Origin of the sequence: Streptomyces sp. NPDC003035 (assembly GCF_042888285.1) — a bacterium.
Classification (GTDB): Bacteria; Actinomycetota; Actinomycetes; order Streptomycetales; family Streptomycetaceae; genus Streptomyces.
Genome location: NZ_JBIAPJ010000001.1, coordinates 552044 through 573707, shown reverse-complemented (window position 1 = coordinate 573707; position 21664 = coordinate 552044). Strand labels below are relative to the sequence as shown.

Sequence of the window (21664 nt, the reverse complement as noted above, 5' to 3'; positions counted from 1 at the left end):
GCGCGAACGGCCCGGGCCCTCAGGCTCCCGCCAGGCCCGCGACGCGCAGGGCGTGGAGGAGATCCCGCTCGCGCGTCGGGGACACCGCGCGGGCGGCGGCGAGGAGTTGGGGGACGAGGCCGTGGGGGTCGGCCGCCGCGAACCCGGCGGCGTCCTCGGGCGGGCGGACCCGGACGAAGGCGGTGAGCAGGGCGTGCGCCTCGCGGTGGTGGCCCTCGGCGTGCAGGGCGGCGCAGGCTCCGGCCAGCTCCTCCACCGGGCGGGCGACACCCTGGCGCAGCAGGTGGTCGCAGTCCTCGGGCCGGCCGGCGTCGGCGAGCGCCCCGGCGACGGCGGCGAGCCGCCCGGGCGGGAGCGAGGCCGCCTCCCACAGCAGGGTGGCCCAGTCGGCGCCGAGGCCCGCGCGGTGCAGTTCCGTCGCGAGGGCCGGGAGCCAGGCCGGCGGCCCGGCGACGGCCTCGCAGAGCAGCGCATGCGCCTCGCCGCTGCGCCCCTGGGCGCGCAGCCGCCGCAGCGCGTACACCGCGTTCCCGGCGGCGCGGACCGCCTCCGCGGCGACCTCCGGGGCGACCTCCGGGGCCGCGCGGGGCACGGGGGCGGTGGGCGCCTCTGCGGCGCCGAACCGGGCGCCGCGCGGAGCCGCCGAACCGGCCACGGGCAGTTCCGGTACGGGGACGGCCTCCTGGACCTCCTCGACCTCGTCCATCCACGCGTACCGGGCTCCCCGGGGGCGCCGCTTGACCGCCGGGGCGGGGGACGGGGGCGGAGCGGGAGACGAAGGTCCAGCGGGTTCGTCGTCGTCACCGCCGAGCGCCGCGAGGCGCGCCGTCAGCTCCGCGATGCGAGCGATCGCGCGGCGGTGATCGTCCTGCGTCCAGGCCAGTTCGTCGCCCAGCCGGGCGGCCTCCGCGGCGTCGGTGGCCGTGCGCAGCCGCGCGCCGAGCTCACGGGAGCGCGCCTCGGCGTACCGCCGTTCCACCTCCATCGCCTCACGACGATCTCGCAGCGCCTCCGCCCCGCCCGGCCGCCGGTCGTGGACCGCGGCCGCGGCCGCGTACAGCGCCCTGGCCCTGGCCGTCCGCGGACCGGCGCCGGTCTCCCCCAGGTCCTGGAGCAGCGACGTGACGACGTCCCAGGGCAGGATCTCCGCGCCGTCGAAGCAGGACCGGAGACCCTCCGGGTCCCGGCTCGCGAAGACCCCGTACCAGCCTTCGCCCGGCTCGAGGCGGGCCGCCAGCTCTCTGAGGAAGTGCGCGAACGCACTGACCTCCACCGGGATGTGATACACCGTCATCTCGCCCGCACCACCCGCGCACTCGACTGGAACCTTCCGGTCCGCAGGCATTCGACCGCAGTTGTGTTACGGGACGGCTACAGGCTGTTTTCGTGCGGTGGCGAACGAGTTCAGAACGTCACCGCTATCCCCGTGTGCGGGCGCTTGCCGAGCCGGGCGATCATGGCCGGCCAGTCCACCAGCCAGAACTGCCAGCTGTACTTCCGCGCGAGCAGCTTCCGCACGCGACGCAGCTCCTGCCCCTCCAGGAGCCGCCCGGAGCCCTCCACGCGCGCCGCACCCTCCGCGACCTTCCCGCGCACGTCGCAGACCGCGACCACGACCCGCGGGTCGTTCCGCAGCCGCTTGACCTTCCAGGAGTCGCTGCGGGTCCACGCGTACAGCACGTCGCCCTCCATCGCGTACCAGACCGGGGTCGCCACTCCGGTGCCGTTCCTGCGGAAGGTGGTCAGGCTGACGTAGCGGCCGCGCCGCAGCTCCTCGGGCATCATGCGGCCGAGACTATCCGCGCCCTCCCGGAGCGAGCGCGGGGCCCACTCAGACAGGCACCAGCGCGCAGCGCGTGACGATCTCGTCCATGGAGAGGTCCAGGACTCGCGCCAGTGCCGCCACGGTGAAGAAGGCGGGGGTCGGGGCCCGGCCGGTCTCGATCTTGCGGAGGGTCTCGGCGGAGAGTCCGGCGGCCGCGGCGATCTCGACCATGGAACGGTCGCCGCGGGCTTCGCGCAGGAGGAGGCCGAGCCGCTCGCCGCGCTCGCGCTCTTCGGGGGTCAGGGGTGTACGCACCATGACGCCATTCTAATACCGGTATAATAATTGTCATGGTGGAGATCAAGACGAACGAGTCCCTGCAGGCCATGCGGGTCGCGGGACGGGTGGTCGCCGAGGCGCTGGCGGCCGTACGGAAGAAGGCGGCGCCCGGCGTCAGCCTCAGGGAACTGGACAGGACGGCCCGTGAGGTCCTGGCGGCGGCGGGGGCGGAATCACCGTTCCTGGGCTACCGCCCCGACTGGGCGCCGGTGCCCTTCCCGGCGGTCGTGTGCGTGTCGGTGAACGACGCGATCGTGCACGGCATCCCGGACGACCGCCGCCTCGCCGACGGGGACCTCGTCTCCGCCGACTGCGGGGCGCTCCTCGGCGGTTGGGCGGGCGACTCCGCGATCAGTTTCACGGTGGGCCGGGCCCGCCCCGAGGACACCCGGCTGATCGACACGGCGTACGCCGCCCTGGAGGCGGGCATCGGTGCGGCCGTCGTCGGCAACCGCATCGGCGACATCGCGCACGCGATCGGCCGGGTGTGCCGGGGCGCGGGCTACGGCATCCCGGACGGCTTCGGCGGCCACGGGATCGGCCGCGCCATGCACGAGGATCCGGGCGTCCCCAACGAGGGGCGTCCGGGCCGGGGAATGCCCCTGCGCCACGGGATGGCCCTCGCGATCGAGCCGATGCTCATCGGCGGGGGCGGGGACGACCACTACACGGCGCGGGACGGCTGGACGATCCGCACCATGGACGGCTCCCGCGCGGCCCATACGGAACACACGGTCGCGATCACCGACGACGGCCCGCGCGTTCTCACCGCGCTGTAGGGCGAGGCCGGGCGGGCGGGACCCATCGGCACTCGGCCCGCTCGCCCGCCCGGCCGCCTTGCCCGCCCGGCCGCCTTGCCCGCCCGGCCGCCTTGCCCGCCAGGCCGCCTTGCCCGCCAGGAGGCGCTACGGCGCCGGTCGCACCACCATCGCCGAGCCGCCGCCCCGCCGCTCGGTCTCCGCCGCGGCGACCCAGCGACCGTCGGCCAGCCGCTGCACGCCCGTCGCCGCGCCGATCTCCGGGTTCTGCCGGAAGCCGTGGCCGATCGCCTCCAGCTCGCCCTTCAGCGGGCTGTTCCAGAGCCCCGGCTCCAGCTCCGTCGTCGCCTGGTTCCGCTGGCTGGCGCGCGGGGCCGCGATGGCGTCGACGAGCGGCAGACCGCGGTCCACGACCCCGGTCAGCGTCTGGAGCACGGTGGTGATGATGGTGGCTCCGCCCGGGGAGCCCAGCGCGAGCACCGGCCGCCCGTGTCCGTCGAGCACGATCGTCGGGGACATCGAGGAGCGGGGCCGCTTCGCCGGGCCCGGCAGGTTCGGGTCGTGGACGGCCGGGTTCGCCGGGGCGAAGGAGAAGTCGGTCAGCTCGTTGTTGAGCAGGAACCCGCGCCCCGGAACGGTGATGCCGCTGCCGCCCGTCGACTCGATCGTGAGCGTGTACGAGACGACGCTGCCCCACTTGTCGGCGACCGTCAGATGCGTGGTGTTCTCGCCCTCGTACGTCGTCGGGGCCGCCGTCCCACCGCTCGCGCAGTCCGCCGGATCACGCGGGTCACCCGGCGCGAGCGGGCTGGTCAGCACGGCGTCGTCGCGGATCAGGCACGCGCGGGAGTCGGCGAACCGCTGGGAGAGCAGCTCGCGCGTGGGCACGTCCTCGAAGGCGGGGTCGCCGACCCAGCGCCCCCGGTCGGCGAAGGCGATCCGGCTCGCCTCGACGAAGCGGTGCAGATAGGCGGTCTCCGAGGCGGTGGAGAGGTCGGTCCGCTCCAGGATGTTGAGCGCCTCGCCGACGGTCGTGCCGCCCGACGACGAGGGCGCCATGCCGTAGACGTCGAGGCCGCGGTACGAGAGCTTCGTGGGCCGCCTGTTCACCGTCTCGTACGCGGCGAGGTCACGCTCCGTCAGGTCACCGGAGCGGACCACCCGGGTGGCGCCCTCCCGGACCGGGGGCGTGCGGACCGTGTTCACGATGTCCCGGGCCAGCGGGCCCCGGTAGAGCGCGCCGACGCCCTCCCGCGCCAGCTTCTCGTACGTACGGGCGAGGTCGGGGTTCTTGAAGGTGGAGCCCACCACCGGCAGTCGCCCGCCCGGCAGGAACAGCTCGGAGGAGGCCGGGAAGTCGCGGAAGCGCGCCTCGTTGGCGGCCGTCTGGGCGCGGAAGGTGGCGTCGACGGTGAACCCCTCGCGGGCGAGGCGGCCGGCCGGTTCGAGCAGGGAGCGCAGTGGCTTGCTGCCCCAGGCGTCGAGGGCGGTCTTCCAGGTCGCCGGCGTGCCGGGGGTGCCGACGCCCCGGCCGCTGGTCATGCCCTCCTCGAAGGGGATGGGCTTGCCGTTCTCCACGAAGAGGTTCGCGTCCGCCGAACGCGGCGCGGTCTCACGGCCGTCGATCGTGTGGACCGTGCGGGTCCGCGCGTCGTAGTGGACGAAGTAGCCGCCGCCGCCGATGCCCGCGGAGTACGGCTCGGTGACGCCGAGGGCCGCGGCCACGGCGACGGCCGCGTCGACGGCGTTGCCGCCCTTGCGGAGCACCTCGATACCGGCGGCGGAAGCGTCGGCGTCGACGCTGGCGACGGCTCCGCCGTACCCGACGGCGACGGGTTCCTTCAGGGGCGGTTTCGGGGGCTTGGGGCCCGTGGGTGGCGCGGCCGCGCCCACCGAGAGCACCGTCACGGCGACGGCGAGCAGAGAGACCTTCCGAGCGGTGGAGCGTCGCACTTGTACCTCCAGTCAACGGCCGTCCGCGCAGCGTAACTTCCGGCCCGCCTTCTCGTCAGGACCGCCTCGAACAACGGTGCGTCGTGCCGCTACCATGCGCGCCCATGAACGAAGACCTGCGCAACGTCGTGCTGGGGGTCCTCGCGACCGGGGTCAGCGGGTCGCTGGGCTGGCTGACCCGGACGTATCTCTGGCGCCGTAAACTCCGGCGCAAGCAGGCGTTCTTCGGGCTGCGCGACGGCTCCGAGTGTTTGCTCGTGGTGAACCGTAAAGCGGGCAGCGAGCGGGCGGTGCACAACGTCGACGTCTCCGCGCTGCTCGAACTCTCCGCCCTGATCAAGGACTGCGGAGCACGCCCGGAGATAGTCCAGCACGACGAGGCCCGGCAGGGCCTCGGGGACCGCGCGGAGTTCTGCGTCGGCGGACCGTACTCCAACCGCCGGATGGCCGCACATCTGTCGACCCTGCTTCCCGGCCTGACGGTCAACGTGGAATCGGATCCGTTCGCGGACCGGGGCATGATCACGGTCGGGGGCGAGGTGTACCGGTGCGTGAACGGGTCCACCGAGCACGTGATCCTCGCCCGCCTCACCGGCGGCGAGGGCGGGCGGCCGGTCTTCCTCCTCTGCGGCCAGGCCGCGGTCTCCAACCAGGCCGCCAGCCGCTACCTGGCCCGGCACCACGAGAAGCTGGCGCGGAAGTACGGCTCCGGCCCCTTCGTGCTCCTCCTGAAGGTCGTCAACTCGGATGCGTACGGCCCCGATGTCGTGGAACTGGTCGCCGAGGTGACGCGGGCGGCGCGCACCGCCCCGGCCACCCCTTCTCCCACTACCGCAGGCGAACCGGCAGGGACGTGACGCCGTTGATGAAGTTCGACACGAGCCGCCGGGGCGGAGCGACGAGTTCGAGGTCCGGCAGGGTGTGACGCGCCTCCTCGTACAGGACGCGCAGTTGCAGCCGGGCGAAGTGCGCGCCGAGGCAGACGTGGGGTCCTTCTCCGAAGGAGACGTGCGGGTTCGGGATCCGGTCCAGGTCCAGCCGGTGAGGGTCGGTGAAGACCCGTTCGTCGTGGTTGGCGGAGGCGTGGAAGACGACGACCTTGTCGCCGGCGGCAAGGGGGCGGCCGGCGAGGACGGTGTCGCGGGCCGCGGTGCGCCGGAAGGAGAGCACGGGCGGGTGCCACCGCAGGAGCTCCTCCACGGCCCGGTCCACGGCGGCCGTCCCGTCCCACAGCCGTCGGCGCTCGTCGGGGTGTTCGGCGAGGGCGAGCAGCCCGCCGGGGGCCGCGCTGCGGACGGTGTCGTTGCCGGCGACGGTGAGCAGGAAGAAGAACATCTCCAGCTCAGCGGGGCGGAGTTCGGACGTGGCGAGTGCGGTCATGACGTCGTCCGCCGGGTTTCTCCGCTTGTACGCGGCGAGCTCCCGGGCGTAGGCGAACATGTCGGCGAGCATGGCGGGCGAGCGGGGGTTGACCGGCCGTCCTCGCGCGTCGAGGACGGGCGGCTCGTCGGGGTCCTGGTAGGCGATGACCCGCTCGGTCCAGGTGAGCAGCAGTCCGCGGTCACCGGCGGGGACGCCGAGGAGGTCGGTCAGGTTGAGCAGCGCGTAGTCGTCGGTGACGGCCCGCACGAGATCGGCCTCGGGGCCCGCGTCGACGGCTGCCTCCAGCAGCTCGCGCGCCCGCTCCCGCGCGGTCCCGGCGAACCGCCCGATGCGTCCGGGGGTGAACGCCCGGCTGACGAGCCGCCGCAGTCGGCCGTGCTCCGGCGGGTCCTGATTGAGCATCATCCGACGGATGAACGGCAGATCGGCCGGATCCGGATCACGGATCTGTGTGGCGCCGAGGCACGAGGAGTAGTCCCTGGAGTCCTTGAGCACGCGCACGACGTCGGCGTGCCGTGTGACGGCCCAGAACCCGGATCCGGCGGGCCAGCCGAGGACTTCGTACTCCTCCTGCCAGGCGACGGGGTGCCGGTCGCGCAGGGCGCGGAAAGCCTCGTGCGGCGGTCCGTCGGCATAGACGCGCGGATCGAAGACATCGGGTACGCCGCCGGGGTTCTCCACGGCACCAGCTTGGTGCGCGCGTCCCCGGAATTCCAGATCCCCACTCCGTTGCTCAGCCGTCCTGGCGCTCCTCCGCGCGCGTCCAGAGGGTCAGGTCGCTGCTGGTCGCGACGGCGAGCGTCCGTCCGGACGGTGAGAAGCCGACGGCGCGCAGCTCGGACCAGCGGGAGTGGAAGACGTGCCACCACTTCTCGCCGTGCGGACCGCGATGGGGCATGCCTCCGTCGCCGCTGAGCAGGACGCGCTCGTGGGGCCAGTCGGGAGCGACGACGTCGACGCTCCACCCGCCGGAGGCGCTGGTGTGGAGCCCTCCGCCGTACAGACCGGCGATCCGCACGCGGACCCCCTCCAGCGGCCCGAGCCCCGGACAGGAGAGGTCGGGCCCGTCGGGCACGTCTCCCTCGGGGTCGGGATCCCGGTCCCGGGCGATCCGCTCCCCCGTGACCGCGTCGAACAGTCCGTGCCCGTCGTGCGAGACGACCATGACCAGGTCGCCCCCGCTCCCCGGATCCACCCCGAAGCCGATCCCGAGGAGCCCTCCGACGGCGACATACGGGTCGAACACCTGCCGCCAGGGCGCGGGCGCGGCGACCTGGGGAGCGGCGAGGAAGCGCTTCCTCAACTCCCGCTGATACGGCGAGAGTCCCCCTACGGAGGATTCGTCGGAGGCGTCGGACATGTGGCTGCTCTCCCTGACCGTCGGTTCGTGCTCGTGCGAGCGGATGCCTCCGCGGCATGGATGGTCCCACGGCGGGGACGGCGGGGACGGCGTGGACAGCCGGGCGGTGCCCCGGACGTGTCACACCCCGGCTCCAGGCGCGTCACTTACACGGGGTTACGCTTCGAGGGACCCTCATGGAGTCACAGGATGGAGCAGCACATGGAGAGCCTCAGCCGTACCGCGCTGGTCGAGGACCTGATGGAGCGCTTCCCGCACGTGCCCCGGGAAGCCGTGATCAAGGAAGATCTCCTCCGGGGCGGCATGGCCTTCGACGAGTCGGCGCTCAGCGGCACCTCCGACGGGGCGGCCGGCGACGTCAAGCCGAAGTCGTACTTCATCTTCTCCTTCGACCACCGCACGCTGCCGGAGCTCGGGGCCGCCGCGCTCAACCGGCCTCCCGAGGAGATCGTGCTCACCGGCGGCCCGTACGACCTGCGCCGTACCGTCGTGTCCGTACGCGTCAATCCGGACTCCCCCTACGTCGTACGGGGCGGCGAGGACGGCGTGCTCGGGCTCTATCTGGACGGCGCGCGGATCGCCGACGTCGGCCTGCCGCCGATGCCGGAGTACTACCGGCACACGCTGTCGAACGGCAAGTCGGTGATGGAGGTCGCGCCGACCATCCAGTGGGGCTACCTCATCTACCTGACGGTCTTCCGGGTGTGCCAGTACTTCGGCGCCAAGGAGGAGTGCCAGTTCTGCGACATCAACCACAACTGGCGCCAGCACAAGGCGGCGGGACGGCCGTACACCGGGGTGAAGCCGGTCGAGGAGGTCCTGGAGGCCCTGGAGATCATCGACCGGTACGACACGGCCGGGACCTCCCGGGCGTACACCCTCACGGGCGGCTCGATCACGTCCCAGGTCGGCGGTCGCGACGAAGCCGATTTCTACGGCCACTACGCGAAGGCCATCGAGGAGCGCTTCCCCGGCCGCTGGATCGGCAAGGTCGTGGCCCAGGCGCTGCCCCGCGACGACGTCCAGCGGTTCCACGACTACGGCATCCGGATCTACCACCCCAACTTCGAGGTGTGGGACCGCCGGCTGTTCCAGCTGCATTGTCCGGGTAAGGAGCGTTACGTCGGCCGCGACGAGTGGCACCGCAGGATCCTGGACTCCGCCGAGGTGTTCGGCCCCCGCCATGTGATCCCCAACTTCGTGGCGGGCATCGAGATGGCCGAGCCCTTCGGCTTCACCAAGGTGAGCGAGGCGATCGAGTCGACCACGGAGGGACTGCGGTTCTTCATGTCGAACGGCGTCGTGCCGCGCTTCACCACCTGGTGCCCGGAGCCCACGACCCCGCTGGGCAAGGCCAATCCGCTGGGGGCGCCGCTCGAGTACCACATCCGTCTGCTGGAGGCCTACCGGGCGACGCTCGAGGAGTTCGGCCTGAACTCCCCGCCCGGTTACGGCCCGGCCGGCCCGGGCCGTGCGGTGTTCTCCGTGAGCTCGTTCATGGACAGCCTGGAAGGCCTCGAGGACACCGGATCCGAGGACACCTCCTCCTGAGGAGGAGGTTCAGTCGCCGGGCGGGCGAAGCCCGGCGACGGCCCATGTCGCCCGCGTGGACAGCGGGCTGAGCGCCTTCGCCGATTCTTTGGCGATCATGTCCAGCAGGAGGCGGGCGCGCGCCATCGTCGCACGCGCGAGTGGCGCGGCGCCCGCCTCGACCGCGGCGAGCGTCAGCTCCAGATGCTGCTCCGTGATCCGCAGGCCGAGGCCGCGGCGGTGCCACTCGGCGACCGTTCCGTCCGTCCTGGCACCGTCGAGGCCGACCGCGGCCCGGGCGCGGTCCAGCGCCCGTCCCGCCGCCGCGAGGTCACCCTTGCCGCGCTCAAGGCGGGCGAGGACATGCGCCTCCGCGGCCCGGTCCCAGGCCGTGTCCTGGAGCGAGAGCAGGTTGAACTGAGCGCGGGCCGCCTGTGCGTGGTCGCCGATGCGCTCCAGCGCGCGGCTCAGCTCGCGGAGCCGCTGCGCGTCGGGGCCCGTGTCGTCCAGCATGCGGATGAGCGCGACCCGGGCGTGCTCGACGCGCCCCTGGCGGCGGGCCAGCTCGATCCAGGTGAACGGGCTCTCCTCGGCCGCGTCGAGCCCGTGGGCCCACTCCAGAGCCTCGGCGCTGTCGGTGACCTGTCCAGAGGTGGCCGTCCGCAGCAGCGGAACGTCCTCGGCCTGCCCGTGGAGCGCCACGAGCATCGCGCCCAGCCACCGCTCGCGGTACCACTCGTCCCCTTCGGCATGCCCGCGGCGAAGCAGCTCGCGCAGCAGCGGCAGGTCGCCGTCCCGGCGGTCGTACCCCGCCGCCCGCACCACCCCCGCCCACAGCACAGGATCCTCGGCGACCTCCTTCCGCACGTCGACGTCGCCGGAGCGCATGCGCTCCAGGGCCTCGCGCCCCGGGCCGAGGACGACGTCACGCAGAGACGGCCGGTAGGACTCCTCCAGCAGGTACGCGCAGAGCTCCTCGGAGTTGAGCAGGACGTGGTCCGGGTCGGTGCGCCGGGCGGCCGACTCCGACAGGGCGAGGAGTTCGACGAGGGGCCGCTCCGGCAGACCGAGACCGCTGAGCAGCGCCGCTCGCCGCGCGTCCAGCTCGGGGGCGAACTCCTCCCGCGCCTCGTCGTCCGCCGCGCGCACCGCGGCCGCCAGGCTCTCCTCGTCCAGCTCGGTGGAGAGGTCCTCGCACCACCAGGGCAGCCGAACGAGCATCTCCAGCGCCTCGCCCACGCTGTCGGCGAACAGCACGGCGTCCCCCTCCGAGGACGCGTGGAGCACGGCCGTCCCCCCGCACAGGAAGTACGTGCCTCCGGTGTCGTCGCCGGCGATCGGCTCCAGCGACGCCCCGGACGCCGGGTGCACCTCCTCGACGTGGTACGCCCGGTCCACGTCGAAGTTGAACGGGAACGCGGCCGCATCGGCCAGATCGGGGCGGCTGCGCAGAAGTTCCAGAACGCGGTCGGTCATACGGCCGAACCCTAGCGAGGCTCGCGCGCCCTTCACTGACACGCCGTCCAATAATCGTTACTTTCGCGTAACTTACCGACCAGTTACCTTGGGTAAGCCGCCGCGGTTACCGTCGGGTCACTTTCACTGCCCCCCATCAGTGACACCCCCAGTGAGGAGTGACCCGTGCGCACATCCCTGTCCCTCGCCGTCTCGGCCGCCCTCGTGGCCGGGACGGCGCTCGGGCTCGCGCCTGCCACCCACGCCACGGAGACCGCCGAGACCGCCGACGCCGGAATCCGTTTCGTCGACATCGCCGGCGACGGCGGCACCGTCCTCAAGGCCAATGTCGTCACCCCGGCCGGCGCCGACGGCTCGGTCCGCTACCCCGTGATCGTGCTTCCCACCAGCTGGGCGATGCCCCAGATCGAGTACCTCGCACAGGCCCGGAAGCTCGCCGACTCCGGCTATGTCGTGGTGAGTTACAACTCGCGCGGCTTCTGGCAGTCCGGCGGCGAGATCGAGACCGCGGGACCGAAGGACGTCGCCGACGCCTCCAAGGTCGTCGACTGGGCCCTCGCGAACACCCCAGCCGACCCCGACAAGGTCGGTATGGCGGGTGTCTCGTACGGCGCCGGGATCAGCCTGCTCGCCGCCGCGCACGACAAGCGGATCAAGGCCGTCGCGGCGCTGAGCGGCTGGGCCGACCTCATCGACTCCATCTACAGCGGCCGGACCCAGCACCTCCAGGCCGCCGCCCTGCTCGGCGGCGCCGGCTTCCTCACCGGCCGCCCCGGACCCGAACTCCAGCAGATCCTGGGCGACTTCCTCTCCTCGAACCTCGACAAGGAAGAGGAGATGATCGCCTGGGGCAAGAAGCGCTCGGCGGTCACCTACCTGGACCGGATCAACGCCAACGGCGCCGCGATCATGCTCGGCAACGCCTGGGGCGACACCATCTTCCCGCCCAACCAGTACGCCTCCTTCTACGAGAAGCTCCAGGGCCCCAAGCGCCTGGAGTTCCGCCCCGGCGACCACGCCACCGCCGAGGCGACCGGCCTGCTGGGGCTGCCCAACGACACCTGGACCAACGCGCACCGCTGGTTCGACCACCACCTCAAGGGCGCCGACAACGGCATCGACCGCGAGCAGCCCGTCCAGCTCAAGACCCGGTCCACCGGCGGCTACGAGGGGTACCCGGACTGGAAGTCGGTGGGCGCGAACGAGCGGAAGATCGCCCTCGGCTCCACCCAGCGGATCTGGGCGAACGTCGACTCCGGTGCCAACGGCGGCATCGTGCTGCTCTCCAACGCCCTGGACCAGTTCCTCAGGACCCCGCCCGTCGCCTCGATCCCGCTCCTCCCCCGCTCCTTCGCCGGCGTCTGGCAGTCCGAGCGGTACGACACGGCCCAGCAGGTCCGCGGCACGGCGAAGCTGCACACCACGGTGACCTCCACCAAGGAGAGCGGCACTCTCGTCGCGTACCTCTACGACGTGGGTCCGCTCGGCCTCGGCAAGCTGGTCAGCAATGCCCCGTACACCTTCCACGGCCAGACGCCCGGGAAGCCCTTCGCCGTCGACCTGGAGCTGTTCTCCACGGCCTACGACGTGCCGGCGGGTCACCGTCTCGCCCTGGTCGTCGACACCGTCGACCCGCTCTACATCGAGCACAACCCGACCGGCGCGCAGCTGACCTTCTCCTCCCCGCCGGCCGACCCGTCCTACGTGTCGGTCCCGCTGCGGGAGGAGTGATCACCGGCTGCTGCCGGACGGGCATGCCTCTCCTGCGCGCTACTGCCCCTGCGGGCGGGGGGCCCCGGGGGGACCCCCGCCCGGCAGCAGCGTCTCCGGTTCGGCCGGGGCGACCCCCACGGCCTTCGTCTTCGGGCTGCGGCGCTCCATCCTCGCCACCCACGTGGCGAACCAGGAGAGCAGGATGCACATCCCGATGTAGATCGGTGAGATCACCATGACGACGGGGATGAACGGCAGATCGTAGTCGAGGTTCGACGCGATCAGCTTGCCCGCGTGCAGGAACTCCTCGTACGTGATGAGGAAGCCGAGCGAGGTGTCCTTGAGGGCCACCACCAGCTGGCTGATGATCGTCGGAAGCATCGCCCGGACCGCCTGCGGCACCAGGACGTAGGTCATGACCTGGGTCTTGCGCATCCCCAGCGCGTACGCGGCCTCCCGCTGCCCGCGGTCGACGGAGTTGACCCCGGTACGGAACACCTCGGCGAGCACCGAGCCGTTGTAGAGGGTCAGTCCGGCGACCAGCGCGGGCAGCGGCTGCACCTTCAGCGCCACGAAGATGAAGAAGATCATCACCAGCACGGGCATGGCGCGGAAGAACTCGACGAGCAGCGTCGAGACCCAGCGCAGCACGCGGTGTTCGGAGAGGCGTCCGGTGGCGAGGACGGCGCCGAGCGCGAGCGAGAGCACCGAGGCGTACGCGAAAGCCTTGAGGGTGTTGCCGAGGCCGCGCAGCAGCAGCTCCTGGATGCCCTCGTACGCGAAGGGCGACCACCTCGTCGTGGTGAACTGCTCGGTGTCGAAGAGGAGGTAGAGGATCCAGCCCGCCAGCGCCAGGATCACGACGGTCGAGATCACGCCGTAGAGCAGGTGCCGCCGGCGGGTCTGCGGGCCGGGGATGTCGTACAGGGCGGTGGACTCGGTCATCGGGCGACTCCCCAGCGCTTCTCCAGGACGTTGAAGACCGCGCTGATGGTGAGAGTGATGATCAGGTAGCCGACGGCGATCCAGACGAAGGTCCAGACGATGTTGTAGCCGAGCTCGCTCAACGTCTTGTACGTGCCGAGGAGTTCGGTGACGCTGAAGGCCCCGGCGATCGCGGAGTTCTTGGCGAGCGCGATGAGCGTGGAGCCGATGGGCGGGATGACGGAGCGGAACGCCTGGGGCAGGACGACGGCGCCCAGGGTCTGCCCGAAGGTCATGCCGAGGCTGCGGGCCGCCTCGCCCTGGCCGCGTGGCACGGTGTTGATGCCCGAGCGCAGCGCCTCGCAGATGAAGGCCGAGGTGTAGCAGCCGAGCGCGAGGACCGCGAACAGCTCGAAGGGAAGCACGAGTCCGAAGCGGGGCAGGCCGAGCATCACCGCGAAGAAGAGCAGGGTGAGCGGGGTGTTGCGCAGGACGGTGACCCAGACGGTGCCGAAGAGCCGGAAGGAGCCGACCGGCGCGACACGGAAGGAGGCCATCACGAAGCCGAGGACGAGCGCCAACGCCGACGCGTAGACGGTGAGTTCGACGGTGCCCAGGAAGCCTTCGCCGTAGAGCGAGAAGTTCTCTGTCAGGACGTCCATGTCGGGGAGTGCCTCCTCAGCTCGCCGGGTAGCGGTCGATGGCGGGCGGCTGGGGGGCCGGGACCCCGGAGAGGCCGAGGGTCGCGTCGTACGCCTTCTTCCAGTCGCCGTTCTTCTCGTGAGCGGCGAGGGCGTCGTCGAGGGCGAAGCGCAGGGCGTTGTCGCTCCGGGGGACGCCGATGCCGTACGGCTCCTGGGAGAACGGCTTGCCGACGACCTTGAGCTCGTCGGGGACCTTGGCCGCGTAGCCCATGAGGATCGTGTCGTCGGTGGTGACGGCGTCGACCTGGTAGGTGAGGAGGTTGTCGACGCAGACGGAGTAGGTGTCGTAGGCGACGAGATCCGCCGTCGGGTAGTCCCTCTCGATGCGCTGGTACGGGGTGGATCCGGCGGCCGAGCAGACGCGCTTGCCGTCGAGGTCCCCGGGCCCGTGGATGTCGTCCTCGTCGGCGCGCACGAGCAGCGACTGGCCGGCCATGTAGTAGGGGCCGGCGAAGCCGACGAGCTTCTTGCGGTTGTCGTTGATGGTGTAGGTGCCGACGTAGTAGTCGATCTGGCCGTTCTGCAGGGCGGTTTCTCGGTTGGCCGAGGCGATCGTCCGGAACTCGATCGAGGCCGGGTCGAAGCCGAGCGAGGCCGACATCATCTTCGCGATCTCGATGTCGAAGCCCGAGTACCGGCCGGTGGCCGGGTCCTTCTCCCCCATGTAGGGCTGGTCCTCCTTGGCGCCGACGATCAGGTGGCCGCGCTTCTTCGCGTTCCGCCAGGTCGAGGAGTCGGGCAACTGGAACGCCGACTGGACCTGATAGACGGGGAGTTCGTCCGGCTGCGGGCCCTTGACGGGCGGGCTTCCCTCCTTGCCGCAGGCGAGCAGCGTGCTCACGGCCGTGGCGAGCAGCGCGAGGGCGGTCAGAGTGCGTCGCGTACGGTGCATGATGTCCCGCCCCCGTTCAGTGCTTGAGGATCTTGGACAGGAAGTCCTTGGCGCGCTCGCTGCGCGGGCTGGTGAAGAACTCCTCCGGCGTGCGGTCCTCGACGATGCGGCCGTCGGCCATGAAGACGACACGGTTCGCGGCCGAGCGGGCGAAGCCCATCTCGTGCGTGACGACGACCATGGTCATCCCCTCCCGTGCGAGCTGCTGCATCACCTCCAGGACCTCGTTGATCATCTCGGGGTCGAGTGCGGAGGTCGGCTCGTCGAAGAGGAGCGCCTTGGGGTCCATGGCGAGCGCGCGGGCGATCGCGACACGCTGCTGCTGGCCGCCGGAGAGCTGGGCGGGGAACTTGTCGGCGTGGGCGGCGAGCCCGACCCGGTCGAGCAGTTCACGCGAACGCCGGTCGGCCTCCTCCTTCTTGCGCTTACGGACCTTGATCTGCGCCAGGGAGACGTTGGCGAGAACGGTCTTGTGCGCGAAGAGGTTGAAGGACTGGAAGACCATGCCGACCTCGGCCCGCAGCCGGGCCAGCGCCTTCCCCTCGCCCGGCAGGGGCCGCCCGTCGATGAGGATCTCGCCCGACTCGACACCCTCGAGTCGGTTCATGGCCCGGCAGAGCGTCGACTTGCCCGAGCCGGACGGGCCGATGACCACCACCACCTCCCCGCGGCCGACGGTGAGGCGGATGTCCCGCAGAACGTGCAACGTGCCGTAGTGCTTGTTGACGTCCCGCAGCTCGATCAACGGATCGACGACGGCCATACGCTGCCCTGCCCCATTCTCAGCTGTGTCGAGGTCAGCGCAAACTATCCACCACAAAAAGGGACTTCACGCCCGACACGCATGAAAACGTCATTAGCCGTATTTACTGCGGAAGGGTGGCCCGGCGGCTCGCCACGGCCGCTCAGAACTCGGCGGCCTCCGCGTACACCTGGGACAGTTCGGGCGATCCACTCACGGCCCAGTCGAGCCCGGCCGCCACCACGTCGATCTCCCGGCCCGAGGCCAGCCGGACCACCGGCCTGCCTCCCGGCCATACCTGCCAGACCGCGCCCGGCACCGTGCGCACGATGACCGTGCCCAGGTACAGCCCGGCGTCGTTGCCCAGCCAGGGCAGCTCCTCCGGATCGTCCCGCCAGCGCGGCGGAAGCTGGTCGATCGCCACCAGCGAGCGCGGGGTGTCGTCCAGCCGCACCCCCGCGTCCTGGGCCCTGGCGCGCAGCAGCTCGCACTCGGCGAGCAGCTCACCGACCCCCTCCGGATCGCGGTCGAAGGCCGCGGCCAAGGGGGATCGATCGGCCTCGAGCCGCTTGCGCCAGTTGTCCAGGAACGGGATGTTCATCCGACCAGCGTCGCATCGCACCCTCCCGTGGCACCACCCGGCGCGCGGAGATCGTCCGGGCCCGGGGCGCCGCGCCGTCCGGCTCGCGTGTCCGGCTTAAGGTGTGGCGCATGCCAGAGCCCCAGACCCCGACGACGCGCCCGCGCCGTGGTCGGCGCGACGCCGCGGTCGTCCTCGTGCTGACCCTCTCGTGCGCCTCCGCCGCCGCGTTACTGACGGCGCGGGAGACTCCAACCGCTTCCGCCGCTCCGGCCGCTCCGGCCGTCCCAGCCGCTCCAGCCGCTCCAGTGGCGGGGAAGGCACCCGCGAGCGGGGGGCAGCGAGCCGCGAACGTCTTCCTGCGGGCGCCCGGCTCGCCCGTGACGGTGATCGCCCACCGGGGGGCCTCCTCGGCCGCGCCCGAGAACACGCTGGTCTCCGACGAGGTCGCCCGCAGGGCCGGCGCCCGGTGGATCGAGAACGACGTGCAGCCGAGCGAGGACGGCGTGCCGTACGTCCTCCACGACACCACGGTCGACCGGACCACCGACGGCACCGGGCCGATCCGCGACCTCACCGCCGCCGAGCTGGACGCGCTCGACGCGGGCTCCTGGTTCGCCCCCGCGTTCACCGGCGCGCGGGTCCCCACCCTCGCCGCCCAACTGGACGATCTGCGCCGCCGCGGCGGGAACCTGGTCCTGGAGATCAAGGGCAGGCACAGCCGCGACGAGGTGGCACGGATCGTCGAGGAGATCCGCGGCCACGACATGACCGGCCGGGTGCTCGTCCAGAGCTTCGACCCGGAGGCGCTGAGGCACACCCGGGCCCTGGCCCCGGAGCTCCCCCTCGGCCTGCTGCGCGACAAGCTGGATCCCGACCCGGTCGCGGTCGCCGAAGAGCTCGGGCTGAGCACCTACAACCCGTCCGCCACGGAGCTGACCACCCGCCCGGAGGCGGTGCGTGAGCTCCACGCGGCCGGCGTGGCCGTGATGGTCTGGACGGTGGACAGCCCGGCGCGCTGGAAGACGCTCGACGCGCTCGGCGCGGACGGGATCATCACCAACCGCCCGGCCGAACTGACCGGCTGGAACGCCGCCCAGGCCCCGGACGGGTCGAGAGGTCGACCGGTCCTGGAGGTCGACCGGACCTAGGGGGTGTCCGGTGGATCAGGGCCGGATAGGACGCGGCGTCTGGTGCGGTGCATCGCAAGGCGCCGGAGCGCCTTAATAGCGGAGCTATTCGGGCGTTTCGGCAACGCGGCGAGGTGCCGTGCCAGGCGTCGTGGCCCCGGCCAAGATCCACCGGACACCCCCTAGACGTCCAGGTCGACGACCACCGGCGCGTGGTCGGACGCGCCCTTGCCCTTGCGCTCCTCACGGTCGACGTAGCTGTCCTTGACCGCGTCGGCGAACGGCTTGTTGCCGTACACCAGGTCGATGCGCATGCCCCGGTTCTTCGGGAAGCAGAGCTGGCGGTAGTCCCAGTACGTGAAGGGGTGGTCGTACTTGAGCGGGCGCGGGACCACGTCGGTCAGACCGGTCTCGCGCAGGCCGGCGAGCGCGGCCCGCTCGGGCGCGGTGACGTGCGTGGAACCCTCGAAGACCGCGATGTCGAAGACGTCGTCGTCGGTCGGGGCGATGTTGAAGTCACCGAGCACGGCGAACGGCCGCTCCCCCGCCGCGTCCCCGGCGACGGCCGCCTGGAGCGCCTCCAGCCAGCGGAGCTTGTACGCGTAGTGCTCGTGGGCGACCTCGCGGCCGTTGGGCACGTACACCGACCACACGCGGACCGGGCCGCAGGTCGCGGAGATGGCCCGGGGCTCCTGCACGGTCTCGTAGTCGGGCCCGCCGGGTAGTCCGGTGACGACGTCCTCCAGGCCGACCTTGGAGACCAGGGCCACGCCGTTCCACCGTCCGGTGGCGTTCACCACCGACTCGTACCCCAGCTCGCGCAGCTCGTCGGCGGGGAACTGCTCGACGGTGCACTTGGTCTCCTGGATGCACAGCACGTCCGTGCCGGAGCTCTCCAGCCAGGCCAGGAGCCGGGGCAGGCGGGCGGTGATCGAATTGACGTTCCAGGTCGCGATGCGCATGAGCGCAAGCCTAACGGCGGGGTGTGACAGTCACCGGTCCCGCGGCGCGGTGGCTCACAGCTCCGTGGAGTCGCCCGGGGTCATCCGGCCGTGGTCCGTGCCGCCGAGGGCGCCGATCTGCCGGTCGTAGATGGGCCGGGCGAGGTCGGTGAGCAGGGCGTCGTGGACGTCGATGGCGCGGCGCGGCCTGACCTCCCGTACGTAGTCGATGACCTCGGAGATCTTGCTCCAGGGGGCCATCACCGGCAGCATCAGCGTGTCCACCGGGTGCCCGGGGACGGTCAGCGCGTCGCCCGGGTGGAAGAGGGAGCCGTCCACGAGGAATCCGACGTTGGTGACCCGGGGGATGTCCGGGTGGATCACCGCGTGGAGCTCGCCGTGGACCTGGACGTCGAAGCCGCCCGCGCTGAAGGTGTCGCCGTGGCCGACGACGTGGACGCGGCCCGGGAAGGCGGCCGAGAGCTTGTCCGCGACGCTGCGCAGGGTCCAGATCTCGGCCGCCGGGTTGGACTCCAGGCCGGCCCGCAGCCGGCCCTCGTCGAAGTGGTCCGGGTGCTCGTGGGTGACCAGCACGACGTCGGCGCCGAGAGCGGAGTCCTCCTCGCTGAACCCGCCGGGATCGATGACGAGCGTCCCTCCGTCCTTCTCCAGACGGACGCAGGCGTGCGACTTCTTCGTCAGCTTCACGGGACTCCACCTCACGACGGGCCATAAGTGCCCGGTCAGCCTACGCCTGGGGCGTGGTCTCCTCCTTGATCACCCGTCCCATCACGCGCAGGGCGCTCTCGGCGGCGGGCAGCCCGCAGTAGACCGAGGTCTGGAGCGCGACCTCCCGGATCTCGTCCGGGGTCAGTCCGTTGCGCAGGGCGGCCCGGGTGTGGTCGGCGAGAGCGTCCTGGTGCCCGCCGGCGATCAGGGCCGCCAGGGTCACGCAGCTGCGCGTCCGGCGGTCCAGGCCCTCGCGGTTCCAGACCTCGCCCCAGGCGTAGCGGGTGACGAGGGCCTGCAGGTCGGCGCCGAACTCGTCGGCCAGGGCCTGGTCGACATGGGCGTCGCCCTGGATCTCGCGGCGCAGCTTGAGGCCCTGGTCGTACGGGTCGGGCCGGGCGGCCCCGGCCGCCGGGGCGGCCGGCTCGGCGGGGGCGATCTCGGCGACGGGCACGACGGGAGCGGACACGGGCGGCATCGGCGGGGCCGGCAGGGCGCTCTGCGTGTCGTGGACGACCCCGGCGAAGTGGTCGGTGAGCAGCTCGGTGACGGCCGCGGGCTGCTCGACGGGGGCGAGGTGCGAGGCGCCGGGGACGACGGCGAGCCGGGCGTCGGCGATCCCGGCGACCAGGGTGCGGGCCTCGGCGGGTCCGGTGACCTGGTCCTCGGAGCCGACGAGCACCAGGGCGGGGACACCGATGCGGCCGAGGGCTTCCCGTACGTCGAAGACCGCGAGCGCCTCGCAGGCGCCGATGTAGCAGCCGGGGTCGGTCGTCCGGACCATCTGCACGGCCCATTCGACGATCGCGGGCTGGGCGGCACGGAAGGCGGGGGTGAACCACTGCTCGGGAGCGGTACGGGCCATGGGCTCGAGGCCGTTGGTACGGACGATCACGCCGCGCTGGCGGAACTCGTCGGCGCTGCCGAACCGGGGCGAGGCGGCCACCAGGGCGAGTGAGGCGACCCGGTGGGGCGCCCGCAGGGCGAGGTCGAGGCCGACCGCGCCGCCGATGGAGCAGCCGGCGTAGCCGAAGCGCTGGACGCCCAGCTCGTCGAGGGTGGCGAGCAGCCGGTCGCCGAGCTCGGCGACGGAGGTGAAGGGGCGGGCGGGGGCCCCGCCGTGGCCCGGCAGGTCGAAACGGACGACGCGCCACTGGCGGGTGAGCTCGGGTATCTGGCGGTCCCACATGTGCCAGGTGGTCCCCAGTGAGGGCCCGATGACCAGGACCGGGGCGTCTCCTTGCCCGTCAACGCGGTATTGCAGAGTGTTCGGAAGTGTCTCGCTCACCCGCCAGACCCTCTCATCTCTCGGGATCTCTCACATCGCCGGGTCGAAACCTGGCCATGTCGCCGGGTGGAAACCCGGCGGCTCCCGCCCGCCGCGACCGTGGCCTTGACGGGGTGGGCGGGTCCGTCGGGCGCACGCCGCTCGCTGCCGCTGCCGCTGCTGGAGCCGTACCTCCCCGAGCTATGCGGCCTGGATCGCGTCGGCCGCGACCTCGAAGACGAGCTCGAGTCCGTCGTGCTCGTTCCCGCGCTCGCCGACACGCGTGAAACCGAAGCCCGCCAGGGTGGCCAGGGACGCCTGGTTGTCGGATCTGACGGTGGCCCGCACGGTCCTGACACCGGGTTCGGCGGCGGCCCTGACGAGCAGCGCCCTCAGCATGGCCCGGGCATAGCCCCGGCGGCGGTACGCGGGCACGACGGTGTATCCGACCTCGACCGTGCCGGTCTCGTCCGGCGGCCCGTGGAATCCGGCGTCGCCGATGACGGTCCCGTCCGGCTCGGACACCGCGGCCCGCGTGATCCAGGGCGCGGCGGACGGGTCCCGGGCGAGCTGGTCGGCGCGGTAGGCGAAGATCCAGCGGGCTCGGTCGGAGACGAAGTGTTCGTCGAGGGCGACCCCGGCCTCGGCGCTGCCACCGGCGAGGTCGCCCTCGGCGAGTGCCCGCAACGCCTTCGCGCTGAGCGGGACGAAGCGGACGCGTCGGGGGAGGGAGTGAAGTTCGTTGTTCATCGGGGGGAGATGCTCGCCCAGCGCCAGAGGGCTGTCCACCGCTTTACGGCCCGGTCTCGGCGGCCACGATGCCCGTCCCGGTCGCCCACGCGTCGACATCCCCTGCCGAGGCGCCCCGGCCGGGGGACGCCCGGTCGTAGGATCGGGCCCCGTGACGGGGGCACTGGCGTGATGGGGAATCCGATGCGGCCGCCGCTGCCCGGCGACCCCCGGCGGCTGGGCCGTTGGGAGCTGTGCGGGCGGCTCGGCGAGGGCGGCATGGGGACCGTCCACCTGGGGCGGTGCGGGCGCCGGCTGGCGGCGGTCAAGACGCTGCGGGCGGACCTGGCGGGCGACGCGCACCGCGCGTCATCGACTCCGGCATCGCGCGGGCGCTCGGCGCGCACCGGCTGACCAGGACCGGGCGGCTGGCGGCGACGGGTCCAGAAGCCGCCGATGCCTCCCTGGTGGGATTCCATGGACCAGCCTCCCTGGGTGTCGACGGCCGGCAGCCGCGGCCCCACGGGCAGTTCACCGCTGCCGCGCGTCCAGCCGGCAGAAGGCGCTCTGCTGGTGACCGCCGCGCCGGGAGACGTTCACGCCGAAGAAGCCCTGCTTCTTCTCGTCCCCCAGGTATCGGTAGCGGACCCCGGTCTCGCCGCCGGTGCCCAGGCGACCCGGTGACCACGACCACGAAGCCCCAGCGCGGCGCGCGCTACCCCCGCGATTCGCCGGATTCGTCGACCGCG

22 protein-coding genes are annotated in these 21664 nt (G+C 72.2%); 6 read left to right on the top strand and 16 right to left on the bottom strand.

Annotated features, from left to right (window positions below; genetic code table 11):
• Window positions 1-19: 19 nt before the first annotated feature.
• From ACFYV5_RS02565 to ACFYV5_RS02555, 3 genes are all read right to left on the bottom strand, one after another.
• Entirely contained in the window at window positions 20-1294 is a 1275-nt protein-coding gene (locus ACFYV5_RS02565) for a UL36 very large tegument protein (protein WP_389163413.1), read from the bottom strand.
• 110 nt (window positions 1295-1404) lie between these two features.
• A complete protein-coding gene (locus ACFYV5_RS02560) occupies window positions 1405-1785 on the bottom strand; it encodes a PPOX class F420-dependent oxidoreductase (protein WP_355115763.1) in 381 nt (126 codons plus the stop codon).
• 46 nt (window positions 1786-1831) lie between these two features.
• On the bottom strand, window positions 1832-2083 hold the full coding sequence (locus tag ACFYV5_RS02555; protein ID WP_389163410.1) for a helix-turn-helix domain-containing protein: 252 nt from the start codon (window positions 2081-2083) through the stop codon (window positions 1832-1834).
• Between the two features lie 32 nt (window positions 2084-2115).
• Here ACFYV5_RS02555 and map point away from each other — a divergent pair, with 32 nt between their 5' ends.
• Window positions 2116-2883, top strand: a complete 768-nt coding sequence (gene map / locus ACFYV5_RS02550; RefSeq protein WP_355115765.1) for a type I methionyl aminopeptidase — start codon at window positions 2116-2118, stop codon at window positions 2881-2883.
• Window positions 2884-3009: 126 nt separating this feature from the next.
• Here map and ggt read toward each other — a convergent pair whose 3' ends face one another.
• Window positions 3010-4815, bottom strand: coding sequence for a gamma-glutamyltransferase (gene ggt, locus ACFYV5_RS02545; RefSeq protein ID WP_389163406.1), 1806 nt, complete (start codon window positions 4813-4815; stop codon window positions 3010-3012).
• 104 nt (window positions 4816-4919) lie between these two features.
• Between ggt and ACFYV5_RS02540 the strand changes: the two genes are divergently transcribed.
• Entirely contained in the window at window positions 4920-5672 is a 753-nt protein-coding gene (locus tag ACFYV5_RS02540; protein WP_355115768.1) for a hypothetical protein, read from the top strand.
• On the opposite strand, the gene ACFYV5_RS02535 is transcribed toward ACFYV5_RS02540, so the two are convergent.
• Window positions 5644-6879 carry a cytochrome P450 gene (locus ACFYV5_RS02535; RefSeq protein WP_389163404.1) on the bottom strand — a complete coding sequence of 412 codons (1236 nt, stop codon included), beginning with the start codon at window positions 6877-6879 and terminating at the stop codon, window positions 5644-5646. The genes ACFYV5_RS02540 and ACFYV5_RS02535 overlap by 29 nt on opposite strands.
• 52 nt (window positions 6880-6931) lie before the next feature.
• Window positions 6932-7558, bottom strand: coding sequence for a hypothetical protein (locus ACFYV5_RS02530; protein ID WP_389163401.1), 627 nt, complete (start codon window positions 7556-7558; stop codon window positions 6932-6934).
• Between the two features lie 201 nt (window positions 7559-7759).
• On the opposite strand from ACFYV5_RS02530, the gene ACFYV5_RS02525 reads away from it, so the two are divergent.
• Entirely contained in the window at window positions 7760-9109 is a 1350-nt protein-coding gene (locus tag ACFYV5_RS02525; RefSeq protein ID WP_355115791.1) for a radical SAM protein, read from the top strand.
• Window positions 9110-9118: 9 nt separating this feature from the next.
• Here ACFYV5_RS02525 and ACFYV5_RS02520 read toward each other — a convergent pair whose 3' ends face one another.
• Window positions 9119-10564 carry a hypothetical protein gene (locus ACFYV5_RS02520; protein WP_389163398.1) on the bottom strand — a complete coding sequence of 482 codons (1446 nt, stop codon included), beginning with the start codon at window positions 10562-10564 and terminating at the stop codon, window positions 9119-9121.
• Window positions 10565-10729: 165 nt separating this feature from the next.
• Between ACFYV5_RS02520 and ACFYV5_RS02515 the strand changes: the two genes are divergently transcribed.
• Entirely contained in the window at window positions 10730-12295 is a 1566-nt protein-coding gene (locus tag ACFYV5_RS02515; RefSeq protein ID WP_389163395.1) for an alpha/beta fold hydrolase, read from the top strand.
• A 39-nt stretch (window positions 12296-12334) separates the two neighbouring features.
• Here the strand turns inward: ACFYV5_RS02515 and ACFYV5_RS02510 are convergent, their stop codons facing one another.
• The 5 genes from ACFYV5_RS02510 to ACFYV5_RS02490 form a co-directional block, all read right to left on the bottom strand.
• Complete coding sequence (locus ACFYV5_RS02510) at window positions 12335-13222, bottom strand: amino acid ABC transporter permease (RefSeq protein WP_389163393.1); 888 nt, start codon at window positions 13220-13222, stop codon at window positions 12335-12337.
• Window positions 13219-13863, bottom strand: coding sequence for an amino acid ABC transporter permease (locus tag ACFYV5_RS02505; protein ID WP_389163390.1), 645 nt, complete (start codon window positions 13861-13863; stop codon window positions 13219-13221). The genes ACFYV5_RS02510 and ACFYV5_RS02505 overlap by 4 nt, the downstream gene beginning before the upstream one ends.
• A gap of 16 nt (window positions 13864-13879) precedes the next feature.
• The gene (locus ACFYV5_RS02500; protein ID WP_355115780.1) at window positions 13880-14797 is read right to left on the bottom strand and encodes a glutamate ABC transporter substrate-binding protein; all 918 of its coding nucleotides are present in this window, start codon (window positions 14795-14797) and stop codon (window positions 13880-13882) included.
• Between the two features lie 16 nt (window positions 14798-14813).
• Window positions 14814-15560, bottom strand: coding sequence for an amino acid ABC transporter ATP-binding protein (locus ACFYV5_RS02495; RefSeq protein ID WP_389163388.1), 747 nt, complete (start codon window positions 15558-15560; stop codon window positions 14814-14816).
• Between the two features lie 142 nt (window positions 15561-15702).
• Window positions 15703-16140 (bottom strand): DUF6278 family protein, encoded by a 438-nt coding sequence (locus ACFYV5_RS02490; RefSeq protein ID WP_389163385.1) that lies wholly within the window; start codon window positions 16138-16140, stop codon window positions 15703-15705.
• Between the two features lie 110 nt (window positions 16141-16250).
• Here ACFYV5_RS02490 and ACFYV5_RS02485 point away from each other — a divergent pair, with 110 nt between their 5' ends.
• Entirely contained in the window at window positions 16251-17270 is a 1020-nt protein-coding gene (locus ACFYV5_RS02485) for a glycerophosphodiester phosphodiesterase (RefSeq protein ID WP_389163383.1), read from the top strand.
• Window positions 17271-17431: 161 nt separating this feature from the next.
• Here the strand turns inward: ACFYV5_RS02485 and ACFYV5_RS02480 are convergent, their stop codons facing one another.
• The 4 genes from ACFYV5_RS02480 to ACFYV5_RS02465 form a co-directional block, all read right to left on the bottom strand.
• Window positions 17432-18211, bottom strand: coding sequence for an exodeoxyribonuclease III (locus ACFYV5_RS02480; RefSeq protein ID WP_389163380.1), 780 nt, complete (start codon window positions 18209-18211; stop codon window positions 17432-17434).
• Between the two features lie 54 nt (window positions 18212-18265).
• Complete coding sequence (locus ACFYV5_RS02475; protein WP_389163377.1) at window positions 18266-18898, bottom strand: MBL fold metallo-hydrolase; 633 nt, start codon at window positions 18896-18898, stop codon at window positions 18266-18268.
• A gap of 40 nt (window positions 18899-18938) precedes the next feature.
• Window positions 18939-20207 (bottom strand): alpha/beta fold hydrolase, encoded by a 1269-nt coding sequence (locus ACFYV5_RS02470; protein ID WP_389163375.1) that lies wholly within the window; start codon window positions 20205-20207, stop codon window positions 18939-18941.
• Window positions 20208-20387: 180 nt separating this feature from the next.
• The gene (locus ACFYV5_RS02465; RefSeq protein ID WP_389163374.1) at window positions 20388-20936 is read right to left on the bottom strand and encodes a GNAT family N-acetyltransferase; all 549 of its coding nucleotides are present in this window, start codon (window positions 20934-20936) and stop codon (window positions 20388-20390) included.
• A 171-nt stretch (window positions 20937-21107) separates the two neighbouring features.
• Here ACFYV5_RS02465 and ACFYV5_RS02460 point away from each other — a divergent pair, with 171 nt between their 5' ends.
• A complete protein-coding gene (locus ACFYV5_RS02460; protein WP_389163371.1) occupies window positions 21108-21329 on the top strand; it encodes a hypothetical protein in 222 nt (73 codons plus the stop codon).
• The last annotated feature ends 335 nt before the right edge of the window (window positions 21330-21664 follow it).

What these genes read in the sequence shown, in the direction of transcription:
- ACFYV5_RS02565 (WP_389163413.1), bottom strand. Translation starts at nt 1,294, where the DNA reads ATGACGGTGTATCACATCCCGGTGGAGGTCAGTGCGTTCGCGCACTTC.
- ACFYV5_RS02485 (WP_389163383.1), top strand. Translation starts at nt 16,251, where the DNA reads ATGCCAGAGCCCCAGACCCCGACGACGCGCCCGCGCCGTGGTCGGCGC.
- ACFYV5_RS02505 (WP_389163390.1), bottom strand. Translation starts at nt 13,863, where the DNA reads ATGGACGTCCTGACAGAGAACTTCTCGCTCTACGGCGAAGGCTTCCTG.
- ACFYV5_RS02480 (WP_389163380.1), bottom strand. Translation starts at nt 18,211, where the DNA reads ATGCGCATCGCGACCTGGAACGTCAATTCGATCACCGCCCGCCTGCCC.
- ACFYV5_RS02520 (WP_389163398.1), bottom strand. Translation starts at nt 10,564, where the DNA reads ATGACCGACCGCGTTCTGGAACTTCTGCGCAGCCGCCCCGATCTGGCC.
- ACFYV5_RS02540 (WP_355115768.1), top strand. Translation starts at nt 4,920, where the DNA reads ATGAACGAAGACCTGCGCAACGTCGTGCTGGGGGTCCTCGCGACCGGG.
- ACFYV5_RS02530 (WP_389163401.1), bottom strand. Translation starts at nt 7,558, where the DNA reads ATGTCCGACGCCTCCGACGAATCCTCCGTAGGGGGACTCTCGCCGTAT.
- ACFYV5_RS02490 (WP_389163385.1), bottom strand. Translation starts at nt 16,140, where the DNA reads ATGAACATCCCGTTCCTGGACAACTGGCGCAAGCGGCTCGAGGCCGAT.
- ACFYV5_RS02500 (WP_355115780.1), bottom strand. Translation starts at nt 14,797, where the DNA reads ATGCACCGTACGCGACGCACTCTGACCGCCCTCGCGCTGCTCGCCACG.
- ACFYV5_RS02460 (WP_389163371.1), top strand. Translation starts at nt 21,108, where the DNA reads ATGGGGAATCCGATGCGGCCGCCGCTGCCCGGCGACCCCCGGCGGCTG.
- ACFYV5_RS02510 (WP_389163393.1), bottom strand. Translation starts at nt 13,222, where the DNA reads ATGACCGAGTCCACCGCCCTGTACGACATCCCCGGCCCGCAGACCCGC.
- ACFYV5_RS02495 (WP_389163388.1), bottom strand. Translation starts at nt 15,560, where the DNA reads ATGGCCGTCGTCGATCCGTTGATCGAGCTGCGGGACGTCAACAAGCAC.
- ACFYV5_RS02560 (WP_355115763.1), bottom strand. Translation starts at nt 1,785, where the DNA reads ATGATGCCCGAGGAGCTGCGGCGCGGCCGCTACGTCAGCCTGACCACC.
- ACFYV5_RS02465 (WP_389163374.1), bottom strand. Translation starts at nt 20,936, where the DNA reads ATGAACAACGAACTTCACTCCCTCCCCCGACGCGTCCGCTTCGTCCCG.
- ACFYV5_RS02555 (WP_389163410.1), bottom strand. Translation starts at nt 2,083, where the DNA reads ATGGTGCGTACACCCCTGACCCCCGAAGAGCGCGAGCGCGGCGAGCGG.
- ACFYV5_RS02525 (WP_355115791.1), top strand. Translation starts at nt 7,760, where the DNA reads ATGGAGAGCCTCAGCCGTACCGCGCTGGTCGAGGACCTGATGGAGCGC.
- map (WP_355115765.1), top strand. Translation starts at nt 2,116, where the DNA reads ATGGTGGAGATCAAGACGAACGAGTCCCTGCAGGCCATGCGGGTCGCG.